Source organism: Microbacterium sp. bgisy207, assembly GCF_965345035.1.
In the GTDB taxonomy this organism is placed as follows: Bacteria; Actinomycetota; Actinomycetes; order Actinomycetales; family Microbacteriaceae; genus Microbacterium.
Genome location: NZ_CBDRMG010000004.1, coordinates 114,928 through 127,516, shown reverse-complemented (window position 1 = coordinate 127,516; position 12,589 = coordinate 114,928). Strand labels below are relative to the sequence as shown.

Sequence of the window (12,589 nt, the reverse complement as noted above, 5' to 3'; positions counted from 1 at the left end):
CCGGCCATGGCGCAACGCAATACCTGGCAACGCGAACGCGTGCGCGCGGCGCTGGGCGATGCCCCCGGGTTCATCAGTGCCCAGTCACTTCACGCCGTTCTTCGTGATGAAGACACGGGGATCGGCCTCGCGACGGTCTACCGCGCCCTGGCAAGTCTCGCCGATGAGGGCGCGGCCGACACGCTGCACGGACCCGACGGCGAAAGCCTCTACCGTGCGTGCGAGACCTCGGGGCACCACCATCACCTGATCTGTCGGTCCTGCGGCGCGACCGTGGAGATCGCAGCGACCCCCGTCGAGCAGTGGGCCCGGTCGGTTGCGCAGCAGCACGGCTACACGGATGCCGAGCATGTCGTCGACATCTTCGGGCGCTGCCCCGAGTGCACGGCGCGCGCCCGCGCGGCATCCGGCGACGGGAACCGTGCGCGCTGACGCTCCGGCGACCGAAGGCGTCCGCTCCGAGGGTGCGAGCCCGGGAGTACGGGCGGGAGTCGGCGTCGGAATCGGCATCCTCTTCATCGCGCTTCTTGTCGCGATTGATGCCCTCGCGCCCTCACTGTTCGCCTCACCGCTATCGACTCGCGCCCAGGATGGGCTGACCCTCGCGATCAGCGTTCTCATCGAGTCGCTCCCGTTCGTGGTGCTCGGTGTGGTGCTGTCGATCGTCGTGCAGGTGTGGATCCCGCCAGGAGTGCTCGAGCGATGGATGCCACGCACCCCGTGGCTGCGACGCGGCGTGCTGTCCCTGCTCGGAATGTTCATTCCCGTGTGCGAGTGCGGCAACGTCCCGTTCGCCCGTGGCCTGCTGATGCGCGGGTTCACGGTGCCCGAGACCCTCACCTTCCTCATCGCGGCACCCATCGTGAACCCCATCGTGATCATCACGACGCACCAGGCGTTCGGGTTCAGCGACGGCATCCTGGTGGCGCGCCTGGTGGGCGGCTTCCTGATCGCAAACCTCCTCGGCTGGCTGTACAGCCGGCATCCGAGCCCCGACGCGCTGCTGACCGACCGGTTCCGCGACACGTGCGAGCTCGTGACTCATGAGCCCGGCGGCAAGGGGCGCCGGAGCCTTGCCCAATTGGTCGTCGAGCTGCGCGCCGTCATGCCCGCGCTTATCATCGGATCCGCCATCGCCGGAGCCGTTCAAGTGCTGATCCCGCGGGACGTGCTGTTGGCGATCGGATCGAATCCGGCACTGTCGATCGTCGCCATGATCGCGCTCGCAATGGTCGTCTCGATCTGCTCCAACGTCGACTCGTTCTTCGCGCTGTCGTTCGCCTCGACCTTCACCCCCGGCTCGATCGTGGCGTTCCTTCTTGTCGGCCCGCTGGTGGATGTGAAGATGCTCGCCCTGCTGCGCACGACCTTCACGACCCGCACCCTCGTCGGGATCGTCGTGGTCGTCGTGCTGTCTGCCTTCGCGATGGGGACGGTGGTGAACCTTCTTGCCTAGGCTCAGCTCCCTCGGAACACGCTGGCTCGGTGTAGGGCTCGCCTCAGCCCTCGCCGTCCTCACTATCGGGCTTGCGGTGACGGGGCGACTGTCGCTCTACATCAACCCTGAGTCGGCGTGGTTCGCGGTGGGTATGTCGGTCATCGTTCTGATTGGCGCCATCGCGTCCTTCGCGCTTCCGCTGGGCGCCGAAGACGACCACGGACACGACCATGGCGACGCCGCTCCCGCGCGGCACACGGATGCCGAGAGCGGCCACGGTGCGGCCGATGATCATGACCACGACGCCGCCCCTGCGCGCGGCCACACCCGGCATCCGGTTGCCCTCGCCGGCACGGTCGTCGCCGGAGTGCTTGCGAGTGCCGTCGTGGTCGGCGCGCTCGCCCTGCCACCCTCGTCGCTGTCGCCGCAATTCGCCTCGACGAGCGCCTCGACCACGCCGGTGCTGTTCGGCGGCCGGGATGTCGTCACCCTGGCTTCCACGGGCGATACGGCGACCTTCGGGGTGGGCGAGTGGGCGACGGTGTTCGCGACGGCGACAGACCCGGCATCCTTCGACGGCGACGCCGTCACTCTGACCGGTTTCGTCTCCCCGGGCGATGCCGGGGCCGGCTTCCTGCTGTCGCGGTTCGTCATCACCCACTGCGTCATCGACGCGCAACTGGCCGCGGTGCCGATCGCGTGGGGCGGCACGGCAGCGCCCGAGGGCGAGTGGGCTACCGTGACGGGCACGGTGCGCTCGGACTCCGACGGGCGGCTGCACATCGCTGCCGACTCGGTCGAGACCGTACCCGAGCCCGAGGACCCGTATGAGTACTGACGCGGGCCGTCGGCGCGACTCGGCTGCGCCGTCGCGCCGACAGCGAGCTGCCCGTCGACGACTGCGGGGATTCGTCCTCGGCTTCGTCGGGGTCGCTGCGGCCATCGGGCTCGTCGGCGCGCTCGGAGCCGCGGCCACCGTTCTCATGGGGCCGCGAGTGACCGCGGTGCAGGTCGACCCGTCAGCTGCCATCGCGGCATCCGGGTCCCGGCTCATCGTGACGACCTCGCAGTCGCTCGCCGACGTCGACCCGACCTCTGTCACGGTGACCCCCGCAACACCGTTCGACATCGACACCTCGGGTCGCAGCATCGGGGTGCGCTTCACGGTGCCGCTGGATGCCGACACCGAGTACACCGTCACGATCGACGGGGTGACCGGAGTGTCGGGGGGGCCGTCATCCACGATCACCGAGACGTTCACCACGCCTCCGAGCGAGGTGTTCCTGTTGCAGCGGGGCACGGTCGATGGCGACACCATCTTCCGCACCGACCTCACCGGCGAGGCCGCCGTCGCGGTGTTCGCTCACCCGCACATCGAGGACTATCGCGCGACCCGCGACCACCTGGTCGTGCTCGTTGACGAGGACGGCGAAAGCGCGCTCATCATGACCGACCTCGACGGGCAGAACCCGGTCGAGCTGACCCTGCCGGGCACGGGATACATCGCTGACCTGCAGATCGCCGACCGGGGGGAGCGAATCGGGTACCTGTTCACGTCGTCGACGGTGGGGACGGGTAGCGGCGACGAATCGGCGCTGTACACGGCATCCCTTGGCACACCGACCGCCGACCCCACGAAGGTCGTCGTCGCGGGGGCTGACGAGCGGGTCGCACAGTGGTCGTTCGTCCCCGATACCGACAGTGTGTTGCTGGTCGCGTTCGATGGCACGCTGCTGCTGACGGCGCCCGACGGATCGGCCCCGACAGCTCTCGGGCTGGCGCTCGCGATCGATGGCATTGCCCCGGGAACCGCCGAGGCGATCGTCGAACGGATCGACGGGCTCGTCGTCCTCGACCTGCTCACCGGTGAGGAGACTCCCTTGGATGTCGGCGCCGATCCCGCGGTGATCGGCAGCGTGATGCCGCTCCCGCGCGGCGGCACCCTCCGCACGACCTTCCCGATTGCCGACACCGGCCTGCCGACCGGCGCGACATCCGTCGTCCTCGTCGATGACGCCGGGACGTCGACGGAGGTGTTCTCGGCACCCGATACTGACGCGGTTCTGCAGACCTGCGTGTCGCCAAGCGGACAGTACGCGGCGATGCTCGTGGCGCCCGACCTGGCATCCAACCCGTACGACACCTACCAGCTGCCCCTGCCCGCCACGGTAGAGACCCACATCGTCGAACTTCCGCGGGGCGATGGTTCCCAAGCCCGCGAACTCGTCGCGCTGGCTGGCTCGTCGATTTCGTGGTGCCGCCAGTCGGTGTCGTGGCGGTGAAGAACCGCGACGGACTGCGTCCGGCGACGCGCGCGGACCTATCCGGCCTACCGGTGGAGGTCGCGCCGACACTGCTCGGTGCGCATCTGGTCGTCGAGCTCGGCGGGGAGCGCGTTGTTGCCCGTCTCACCGAGGTCGAGGCCTACCACGGCGCTGGAACAGGGGAGGTTCCCGATCCCGGATCCCACGCGCGGTCGGGTCGCAGCGCCCGGAACGCAACGATGTGGGGGGCGCCGGGTCACCTGTACGTGTATCTCAGTCACGGCATCCATTCGTGCGTCAACGTCGTGTGTGCACCGGCGGGCGTCGCCGGTGGGGTGCTGCTGCGGGCTGGCGAGATCGTCGAGGGTGCTGAGGTCGCGACGCGACGCCGGTTCGGGGCAAGGGAACCGGGACCCGCGCGGGACCTCGCACGCGGACCCGGCCGTCTCGGTCAGGCTGTCGGGCTGCGTCATGCGGAGCACGACGGCATCGATGCCGTCGCAGGCATGGGTCGTGCCGGGGCCGTCGCGCGGCTGCTCATGCGCGAGGAGCCACTGGCGCCCTTGGCGACCGGGCCGCGGGTCGGGGTCGCCGGAATCGCGGGCACGGATGCCTACCCCTGGCGGTTCTGGATCCCGGGAGATCCCACGGTCTCGGCGTTCCGCTGGGGCCGGGGTGCTGGACCTGAGGCTTTCGGCACCCGTACAGCCGAACGCGCCCCGGAGGCGTGAGCTTCCGGGGCGCGTCAGGGACGAGATCAGCTGGCCTGCAGCGACTCCTCGAGTGCGGCATCCGCGGCCTTGAGGATTCCCGCGGCCACCTCGAGTCCCTCGATGCGGCCGAGCTCGGTGTCTTCGTGCTCGATGTTGACGTAGATGTCGGGGTCGACCTCGTGCAGCGCACGGAGGAACTCGGTCCAGAACGCGACGTCGTGACCCTTTCCGAGAGCGACGAAGTCCCACGCGGAGTTCTTCGGCCACTCGTTGGCCCACTCGTCGCCACCGAGGTTGACGCGCGGCTCCTCGGGCGACAGCTTGCGGAAGCTGTTGTCGAGCACACCGTAGAGCGCGGCGTTCTCGGTGTTGATCCGCACGTCCTTCGCGGCTGCCTGGAAGACGAGCGGTCCGAGGTGGCGCACGACGGCGACCGGATCCATCTGCTGCCAGAACAGGTGCGAGGCGTCGAGCTCGACGCCGACGTGGGTCGCCCCGGTCAGTTCGACGAGCTTGAACACGTCAGCCGAGTTGAACACGATGTTCTGGGGGTGCAGCTCGAGTGCCACCTTCACATCGTGGTCGGCGGCCAGGCGGTCGGTCTCGCGCCAGAAGTCGGCGGCGATCTGCCACTGGTAGTCGAGCACCTCCAGCGCGGCGGAGTTCCAGGCGTTGACGATCCAGTTCGGACGCGTCGCGCCGGGCTCCCCACCGGGAAGGCCCGACATCGTCACGACGCGGTGCTGGCCGAGGCGATTCGCGAGACGGATGGCGCGGCGTACGTCCTCGCTGTGCTTGTCGCCGATGACGGGGTTCGGATGCAGCGGGTTGCCGTTGCAGTTCAGGCCGGCGATGCCGACGCCGGTTCCCTCGAACAGTCCGAGGAAATCATCGCGGGCAGCATCGCTGACGAGGATGTCGTCCATCGTGGGAACGTGGGTGGCGGGGAGGAACCCGCCGGTGTTGATCTCGAGGCCGGTCAGCCCCAGATCGGCGACGACCTTGATCGCTTCGGGAAGCGAGCGGTCGTGCAAGATCGCGTTGTAGACGCCGAGTCGCATGGTGCGTATGTCCTTTCTCAGTTTCCGACCGGGACGGTTGCGCCGCCCTGGGCCGCGGACTGCGCGACGGCGTCGAGCAGGAGCATGTTGCGAAGTCCGTCGGCGAAGTCCGCGTTGCGCGGCAGCGACTCCGACTCGGGGATCCCGGCGACCTCTTCGAGGAAGGCTCGGGCCTGGAAGACGAATCCGTCGTTCTGGCCGACGCCGACACCCGGAGCATCCATGGGCAGACCGCCGCGCCAGTACGGGTGCGCGGGGCCGAGGACGACGGTGCGGTAGCCCGAGGTTCCCGGGTCCTCGTCGGGCGTGAAGATCTCGATCTGGCCGGGATTGCGGAAGTCGAACCGCGCCGCGCCCTTCTCGCAGAAGATCTCGAAGCTCAGCGAGTTCGGGTGACCGGCCGCAACGCGCGAGACCTGGAGGTTCCCGGTGGCGCCGTTCTCGTACTGCGCCGAGAACGTCGCGACATCGTCGTTCTCAACGGTGTCGCGCTCCTCGCTGACGGCGCCGCCTTCGTGGCCGACGACCGTGCCGAGCGGCTTCGGTCGCGTCGGGAACACCGTGCTGAGCGTTCCGCCGCGCACGGACGTGATGTCGGCGCCGACGGCGAACTCCGTCAAGTAGGAGAGGTGGCTGCCGATGTCGGCGAGCGCGCCGGACCCGTTCGGACCCTTGTAGCGCCAGCTGATCGGGCCCTCGGGGTCGCAGCCGTAGTCGGCCCAGTAGCTGGCGCTGATGTTCAGCGGGCGGCCCAGACGTCCCGACTGCACGAGGCGGCGGATGGACGCGATGCCCGGCGAACGACGGAAGGTGAGGCCGATCCGCCCGATCGTCGAAGCGCTGTCTGCTGCCGCCACCATCGCGCGTGCATCATCGATCGTGTCCGACAGGGGCTTCTCGCACAGCACGTGCTTGCCGGCGGCCAGCAACGCCTCGACGATCTCGCGGTGGAGACGGTTGGCGACCACCACCGACACGACGTCGATGTCATCTGCCTCGACGATCGCCTCCCACGACGTGTCGAACCGCTCGTAGCCGAACCGGGCTGCCGTCGACTCGGCCAGCGGTGCGTAGACGTCGGCGATCGAGACGAGGCGGACGGGGGGAAGGATGCTGTCGTACAGCGTGGGGGCGGTACGGTAGGCGGCGGCGTGAGCCTTCCCAGCCATTCCGGCACCGATGACGGCGACGCCGATGCTCATGGGTTCTCCAACAGGTCAACCGGCGTCCTCACGGCGCCGGTGCGGTGAGAAGGCCCCGAGTGGGGCGCTCCACAACGACTATAGGATTGACCGAATGTCCTGTCAAAGGTGTTTTTGAGACATTTCGTCAGAGAAGGTCGACGACGGATCCCCGCGCGGCGCTTTCGCGCGCGGCATCCAGGACCGCGAGCACCGCGATGCCCTCATCCGCGGGAACGGGTCCGTGTCCTCCGGCGAGGACCGCGGCCGCGAACGCGTCGTAGTACGCCGTGTAGTCACCTTGCGCGGATGGGACGCGCGTCTCACCCGCACCCGTGCGCAGGGCGCCCCAGCGTGCCGGGGACTCGTACCCCCAGGTGTCCCGAGAGCCCGCAGGTCGCTCTCCGGCCAGAACGGCGTCGACCTGCACGTCGGTGTAATCCGAGACGTACGAGCCCTCGGTGCCATGCAGTCGGATCTCACGAGAGGCGAGGCGGTCGAGCTTGGAGGACGAGATGTGCGAGTGGCATCCGTTCGCGTGCTCGATCGTGACGGCGAACCCGCAGTCGGTGACGCCCGCCGGCAACTCGACGACATCGAGGATTGCGTGAACCCGACGGGCCGGACCGCACAGGTAGAGAGCCTGATCGACCACGTGGCTGCCGAGATCCCGGAGTAGCCCTCCCCCTTCTCCCGCTTCGAGAGTGCTCGGATCGTCTTGGTCGCAGCGGAGATCCAGGCGGCGGAGCTCGCCGAGGACGCCGGAGTCGAGGACACCCCTCGCCGTGACGATGTCGGCGTCGAGTCGCCGGTTGTGGAAGACGTTCAGAAGCAGCCCGGCGGCATCCGCCGCGTCGGCCAGTTCGCGCGCTGCGGCGGCGCTGGGGGCGAACGGTTTGTCGGCGACGACGTGCATCCCCAGGCCGAGAGCCTCGAGCACGAGTGCCTGGCGAGTGGTCGGGGGAGTCGAGATCACGACGGCCTCCGCGCCCGCGTGGGCCAGGTCTTCGAGTGATGAGAAGACCGGCACATCGGGCAGATCCTCGTGGACTTGCGCGATCCGTTCGGAGGAGCGCGCGACCACGCCGACGAGCTCGCACTGGTCGGATGCCTGCAGGTAGGGAGCGTGGAACAGTCGCCCGCCGACGCCGTAGCCGACGAGGCCGATGCGGATCGCCATGGGGGTCCTTCCGAGGAGGGGTGTGCCGGATCATCAGAACGAGTAGCGAGATTGACAGAACAATTGCCCGCGGTCAACCCTGACGGGGTCCGATCGCGGCGTGGCCGGCGTCCCGGGGGAGCCGCCACGCTCCCCACAGCGGAACGAGCAGCAAGGCCGCGGTCGCCGCGAGCGCAAGACGGTAGGCCCAGACGTCGTCGACGCCGAGGGCGGCTGCGGCAACGGCGCCGCCGTGGACCAGCAGCGCGGCCCAGGCGACTCCGAGCACCGTCGCCACCTGCTGCAGGGTGGATGAGAGAGTGTTGGCCGCGGCCAGGCGCTCGGGTGGCACGTCGGTGAACTGGATGGTGGCGTACGCGGTAAAACCCGACGAGCGGAACACCCCGCTCATCGTCAGAAGGATGACGATCACGACGATGGAGGTTCCCGCGTCGACGCCCGCCAGACCGATCAGCGCGAGGGCGCCCAGTGCCACGGACCACGTGAGCAGGCGCCGGAAGCCCCATCGCCGGATGAGCCGCGTCGTGAAGGGCTTGATCCCCACGTTCCCGGCGAAGATCGCGGCGACGGCCAATCCGGCCGCCCAGGCCTCCCAACCGAAGGCGATCTGGTATTGCAGGGTGACGATGAGGGGAACGGCCGTGATCGTCATCCGGTAGACCGCCCCGCTGAGGTTGGCCACCCGGAAGGTCGCCGACCTCATGAGCGTCCAATCCAGCAGGGCGCCCGCACGCGCCGCGGTCGAGCGGACCGCGTAGGCCCCGACCGTGATGCCGATGGCGAGGGCAGCGAGCGCGACGCCGAGCGGGGCCGCCCGGGTGGCGATGCCCTCGGCGCCGAGGGTGATCAGCACGAGAGCGGCGCCGATCCAGGCGAATCCCCACCAGTCGAAGCGCGTGCGGGAAGCATCATCCGTACTGCGCGGCACGACCTTCAGGCCGATGAGGATCGCCGCGACGCCGAGCGGGATGTTCAGCAGGAAGATCCAGCGCCACCCGACCGTATCGGTCAGGATCCCGCCGACCGCCGGGGCGATCACGGGAGCGATCAGGCCGGGCCAGGTCAGGTAGGCGACCGCTTCGAGCAGTTCGGCGGGGCGTGCCGTTCGCAGCACCGCGGTGCGGCCGACCGGGATCATAAGCGCGCCGCCGAAGCCCTGGACGATGCGCCACGCGGTCAGGGTGATGAGGTCCCCCGACAGTGCACACCCGAGCGAGCCGATCGTGAAGATCGCGACCGCAAGGAGGAACACCAGCCGGATGCCGAGTCTGTCTCCCAACCAGCCGGTCGCCGGCAGGGCTATTGCGACCACCAGGAGATATGCGACGATCGTCACACTCGCTCCGACGGCAGTGACGCCGAACTCGGATGCGATGGCGGGCAAGGCCGTTTGAAGGATCGTGGCATCGAGGCTCTCCATGAAGAACGCCCCGGCTGCGAGCAGCGCCAGACCGCGGGAAAACCGGGTCGGCGTGCTCACGGTCACTCCTTCTGAAACGTAACGATAAGGTAACGGAACAGACAAGCGGTTGTCCGTATGTATTGACATACTGCACGATGACGGTGATCAAAGCCGATCCGCCGCGACGTTCGCGGCTCAACAATGAAGGGAGTCGCGGGATGAAGTCCTCGCTGCTCGATTCTTTCGCGCCTCGCCCGAAGCGCGCTCGTATTGGCGCCGTTGTGGCGGTCATCGCTGTCGTGGGGCTCGGCCTCGCAGGCTGCACCGGAGGCGGCACTCCGTCGCCCACCGAGACCAACGCCGACGGTGGCGGGGCCTCGAACGGTGTCAAGGTCGTCGTCATGGGCGGCGCACCGGATGACCCGTTCTGGTCCACGGTGAAGCGTGGAGCAGAAGCCGCTGCTGCAGCGGTCGAGTTCGGCGGTGGAACCGTCGAGTTCGTCTCCATGCCGAACTACGACAACTTCGACGCCGACGCGGCGAAGCTGGTGGCAACGATGAAGTCGATGGAGCCCAGCGCCGTCGTCATCCCGAACTGGTCCCCCGACGCCCAGAACGAGAACATCAAGGCCATCTCCGACGCGGGCATCCCGGTCATCATCTACAACTCCGGGCAGGGCACGATCGACGATGTCGGTGCCGGAATCTACATCGGTTCTGACGACTCGGTCGCTGGAGTCGCCGGCGGCGAAGCCTTCGCTGAGGACGGCGCGAAGAACGTGCTGTGTGTCAACACTCTGCCCGGCAAGGTGAACTCCGAGGCCCGCTGTGCCGGTGTCATCGAAGGCGCGACTGCCAAGGGTGCAGCCGCTTCGGCGCTGAACCTGCCTGACTCCCAGTTCGGCGACCCGTCTGCCGTCACGCAGGCGATCAAGGGTGCGCTCCTGAGCGACCCGACGATCGACGCCGTGATCACGATCGGCACGACTGACGCTGACAGCGCAGCCCTCGCCATCGAGCAGGCCGGCGCCACCGAGACCGTCCTTCTCGGCACCTTCGACGTGTCGGAAGCGAGCCTGGACAGGATCGCGGAGGGCACACAGGCCTTCGCGATTGACCAGCAGCCCTACGCACAGGGCTACTACGCGACCTCTGCCGCATTCCAGCAGGCCGCGTACGGGATCTACCTCCCCGTCAGCCCGCTGCTCACCGGGCCGGCACTGATCACCCAGGACAACATCGACGTCGTGCTCAAGGGCGTCGAACTCGGAGTCCGCTGAACCCAGGTGGGTGCCGGTACGCCGGCACCCACCGTTCACTCACTGAAGAGGAACGAACGATGACCACTCGCGTGAATCCCGACGACTCGGGAACCATCACCCGGCCCCCGACCGGGACCGTCCCCAGCCAGCCCGTCGCTGTCCACCGGAGCACCTTCAGCTGGCGGTCCCTGACGCATCGCCCGGAAACCGGTGCTTTCGTCGGAACCGCGCTCGTCTTCGTCTTCTTCGCGATCTTCGGTGGTGCGCAGTTCCTCAGCCTGGGTGGAACCGCGAGCTGGCTCAACATCGCGGCGGAGCTGGCGATCATCGCGCTCCCCGTCGGCCTGCTGATGATCTCCGGCGAGTTCGACCTGTCCGTCGGATCCGTCGTCGCCGGAAGCTCCGTGACGTTGGCGCTCGTTTCGGGTGCCGGCGGCGCCCCGATGTGGGTCGGCGTCATCGCCGCACTCGCGCTCGGCGTGCTCGTCGGCTTCGTGAACGGGTACATCGTCACCCGGACGAACGTCCCCTCTTTCATCGTGACGCTCGCCATGCAGTTCGCTCTGGCCGGCCTCACGCTGGGCATTGCGCGCCTCCTGACCGGCAGCACGAGCATCCCTCTGGATGTCGATCCCTTCTTCAAGGCGGTTTTCGGCGCGCTCATCGGTGGTCAGTTCGAGGTGGCAATCATCTGGGCCATCGTGATCGCGTTGGTTGTCGCGTGGATCCTTCAGATGACGAAGTACGGAAACTGGATCTTCGCCACCGGCGGTGACACCCAGAGTGCGCGTGCATCGGGAATCCCCGTCAATAAGGTCAAGATCGGTCTGTTCATCAGCACCTCGGTTGGTGCGAGCCTGGTCGGGATCATCCAGACATCCCTGTACAACGGTGCGCAGACGGGCGTCGGCCAGTCGTTCGTGTTCAACTCGGTGATCGCGGTCGTCGTCGGTGGTGTGCTCCTGACCGGCGGATACGGTTCGGTCATCGGCGTGATCCTCGGAACGCTGACCTTCGCAATCGTCAACCAGGGCATCTACTACACCGGCTGGAACTCGGACTGGGCCGCACTCATCCTCGGCATCCTGCTGCTGGCCGCGGTTCTCATGAACAACACGTTCAGAAAGCTCGCTCTCACCGGTGGAGCAAGTAAGCCATCTACGAAGAAGGGGAAGTGACGTGTCCGCTCCGATTCTGCAACTCAGTCAAGTCACCAAGAGCTTCGGCACCAACACCGCGCTCGCGGGGATCTCGCTGGAAGTGAATCCCGGTGAGGTGCTTTGCCTCCTGGGCGACAACGGCGCCGGCAAGTCGACCCTCATCAAGGTCCTCTCGGGGGTCCACAAGCCTTCGTCGGGAACTGTCGCGGTCGATGGCGCGGTGACGACCTTCAACAGCCCGAAGGACGCCAGCGCGCTCGGCGTCGCGACGGTCCACCAGTACGGCGGCACATTTCCGCTGATGTCGGTTTCTCGGAACTTCTTCGTCGGCCGCGAGCCCACGAAGGGCTTCTGGCCCTTCCGCCGCTTCGACAAGAAGACGGCGAACGAGGTTTCCGTCGCTGAGCTGCAGAAGCTCGGCATCACCCGGGTCACCGATGGCAACCGACTCGCGGGGAGCCTCTCGGGTGGTGAGCGCCAGTCGCTGGCCATCGCCCGCGCCGTGTATTTCGGTGCTCGCGTCCTGATCCTCGACGAGCCGACCTCGGCTCTCGGCGTCAAGCAGTCCACCCACGTGCTGCGCCTGATCATGCACGCGCGGGCACAGGGCATCGCGGTCGTTTTCGTCACGCACAACGTCACTCACGCGATGGCCGTCGGGGACCGCTTCGCCGTGCTCATCCACGGGAAGAAGGCCGACGACTTCCGAAAGGGCGAACGCACGCGTGAGCAGATCACCGACCTCATGGCCGGTGGCGAGGCCATGGCCGAACTCGAGGCGGAGCTGGCCGAGCTGACCGGCCCCATCCGCACGAGATAAGTGGTTGAAAGGGGGGTGGGGACGCGCTGATGCGATCCCGCCCCTCTTCTCTTTCGCCGCACCTTCCCCTATAATGTTCGTATGACAGGACAAAGTCCTTCAGAGAGA

12 protein-coding genes are annotated in these 12,589 nt (G+C 67.8%); 8 read left to right on the top strand and 4 right to left on the bottom strand.

Annotated elements, in window-relative coordinates; genetic code table 11:
* The first annotated feature begins 6 nt into the window (after positions 1 to 6).
* The 5 genes from ACSGC5_RS05075 to ACSGC5_RS05055 are packed head-to-tail and all read left to right on the top strand — an operon-like array spanning position 7 to position 4,433.
* The gene (locus tag ACSGC5_RS05075) at positions 7 to 432 is read left to right on the top strand and encodes a Fur family transcriptional regulator (RefSeq protein WP_348681109.1); all 426 of its coding nucleotides are present in this window, start codon (positions 7 to 9) and stop codon (positions 430 to 432) included.
* Positions 350 to 1,456 carry a permease gene (locus tag ACSGC5_RS05070; protein ID WP_434969537.1) on the top strand — a complete coding sequence of 369 codons (1,107 nt, stop codon included), beginning with the start codon at positions 350 to 352 and terminating at the stop codon, positions 1,454 to 1,456. The genes ACSGC5_RS05075 and ACSGC5_RS05070 overlap by 83 nt, the downstream gene beginning before the upstream one ends.
* Complete coding sequence (locus ACSGC5_RS05065) at positions 1,449 to 2,276, top strand: TIGR03943 family putative permease subunit (protein WP_434969535.1); 828 nt, start codon at positions 1,449 to 1,451, stop codon at positions 2,274 to 2,276. The genes ACSGC5_RS05070 and ACSGC5_RS05065 overlap by 8 nt, the downstream gene beginning before the upstream one ends.
* Positions 2,266 to 3,720: an Ig-like domain-containing protein gene (locus ACSGC5_RS05060; protein ID WP_434969533.1), complete on the top strand. Its 1,455-nt coding sequence runs from the start codon at positions 2,266 to 2,268 to the stop codon at positions 3,718 to 3,720. Before ACSGC5_RS05065 ends, ACSGC5_RS05060 begins: the two co-directional genes overlap by 11 nt.
* Positions 3,717 to 4,433 carry a DNA-3-methyladenine glycosylase gene (locus ACSGC5_RS05055; protein ID WP_434969634.1) on the top strand — a complete coding sequence of 239 codons (717 nt, stop codon included), beginning with the start codon at positions 3,717 to 3,719 and terminating at the stop codon, positions 4,431 to 4,433. Before ACSGC5_RS05060 ends, ACSGC5_RS05055 begins: the two co-directional genes overlap by 4 nt.
* 26 nt (positions 4,434 to 4,459) lie before the next feature.
* Here the strand turns inward: ACSGC5_RS05055 and ACSGC5_RS05050 are convergent, their stop codons facing one another.
* From ACSGC5_RS05050 to ACSGC5_RS05035, 4 genes are all read right to left on the bottom strand, one after another.
* Positions 4,460 to 5,476: a sugar phosphate isomerase/epimerase family protein gene (locus ACSGC5_RS05050; protein ID WP_434969532.1), complete on the bottom strand. Its 1,017-nt coding sequence runs from the start codon at positions 5,474 to 5,476 to the stop codon at positions 4,460 to 4,462.
* Between the two features lie 17 nt (positions 5,477 to 5,493).
* Positions 5,494 to 6,678, bottom strand: coding sequence for a Gfo/Idh/MocA family protein (locus ACSGC5_RS05045; protein ID WP_434969531.1), 1,185 nt, complete (start codon positions 6,676 to 6,678; stop codon positions 5,494 to 5,496).
* Positions 6,679 to 6,805: 127 nt separating this feature from the next.
* Positions 6,806 to 7,837, bottom strand: coding sequence for a Gfo/Idh/MocA family oxidoreductase (locus ACSGC5_RS05040; protein ID WP_434969530.1), 1,032 nt, complete (start codon positions 7,835 to 7,837; stop codon positions 6,806 to 6,808).
* Between the two features lie 73 nt (positions 7,838 to 7,910).
* Positions 7,911 to 9,317: an MFS transporter gene (locus ACSGC5_RS05035; protein WP_434969529.1), complete on the bottom strand. Its 1,407-nt coding sequence runs from the start codon at positions 9,315 to 9,317 to the stop codon at positions 7,911 to 7,913.
* A gap of 140 nt (positions 9,318 to 9,457) precedes the next feature.
* Between ACSGC5_RS05035 and ACSGC5_RS05030 the strand changes: the two genes are divergently transcribed.
* Genes ACSGC5_RS05030 through ACSGC5_RS05020 form a run of 3 tightly spaced genes read left to right on the top strand, consistent with a single transcriptional unit; the run spans position 9,458 to position 12,481 of the window.
* Positions 9,458 to 10,519, top strand: coding sequence for a substrate-binding domain-containing protein (locus ACSGC5_RS05030; protein ID WP_434969528.1), 1,062 nt, complete (start codon positions 9,458 to 9,460; stop codon positions 10,517 to 10,519).
* Between the two features lie 59 nt (positions 10,520 to 10,578).
* Positions 10,579 to 11,679, top strand: coding sequence for an ABC transporter permease (locus ACSGC5_RS05025; protein ID WP_434969527.1), 1,101 nt, complete (start codon positions 10,579 to 10,581; stop codon positions 11,677 to 11,679).
* A 1-nt stretch (position 11,680) separates the two neighbouring features.
* On the top strand, positions 11,681 to 12,481 hold the full coding sequence (locus tag ACSGC5_RS05020; RefSeq protein WP_434969526.1) for an ATP-binding cassette domain-containing protein: 801 nt from the start codon (positions 11,681 to 11,683) through the stop codon (positions 12,479 to 12,481).
* Positions 12,482 to 12,589: the final 108 nt, after the last annotated feature.

Coding starts and splice junctions, on each gene's coding strand:
- ACSGC5_RS05075 (WP_348681109.1), top strand. CDS start 7: ATGGCGCAACGCAATACCTGGCAACGCGAACGCGTGCGCGCGGCGCTG.
- ACSGC5_RS05070 (WP_434969537.1), top strand. CDS start 350: ATGTCGTCGACATCTTCGGGCGCTGCCCCGAGTGCACGGCGCGCGCCC.
- ACSGC5_RS05060 (WP_434969533.1), top strand. CDS start 2,266: ATGAGTACTGACGCGGGCCGTCGGCGCGACTCGGCTGCGCCGTCGCGC.
- ACSGC5_RS05050 (WP_434969532.1), bottom strand. CDS start 5,476: ATGCGACTCGGCGTCTACAACGCGATCTTGCACGACCGCTCGCTTCCC.
- ACSGC5_RS05045 (WP_434969531.1), bottom strand. CDS start 6,678: ATGAGCATCGGCGTCGCCGTCATCGGTGCCGGAATGGCTGGGAAGGCT.
- ACSGC5_RS05040 (WP_434969530.1), bottom strand. CDS start 7,837: ATGGCGATCCGCATCGGCCTCGTCGGCTACGGCGTCGGCGGGCGACTG.
- ACSGC5_RS05030 (WP_434969528.1), top strand. CDS start 9,458: ATGAAGTCCTCGCTGCTCGATTCTTTCGCGCCTCGCCCGAAGCGCGCT.
- ACSGC5_RS05025 (WP_434969527.1), top strand. CDS start 10,579: ATGACCACTCGCGTGAATCCCGACGACTCGGGAACCATCACCCGGCCC.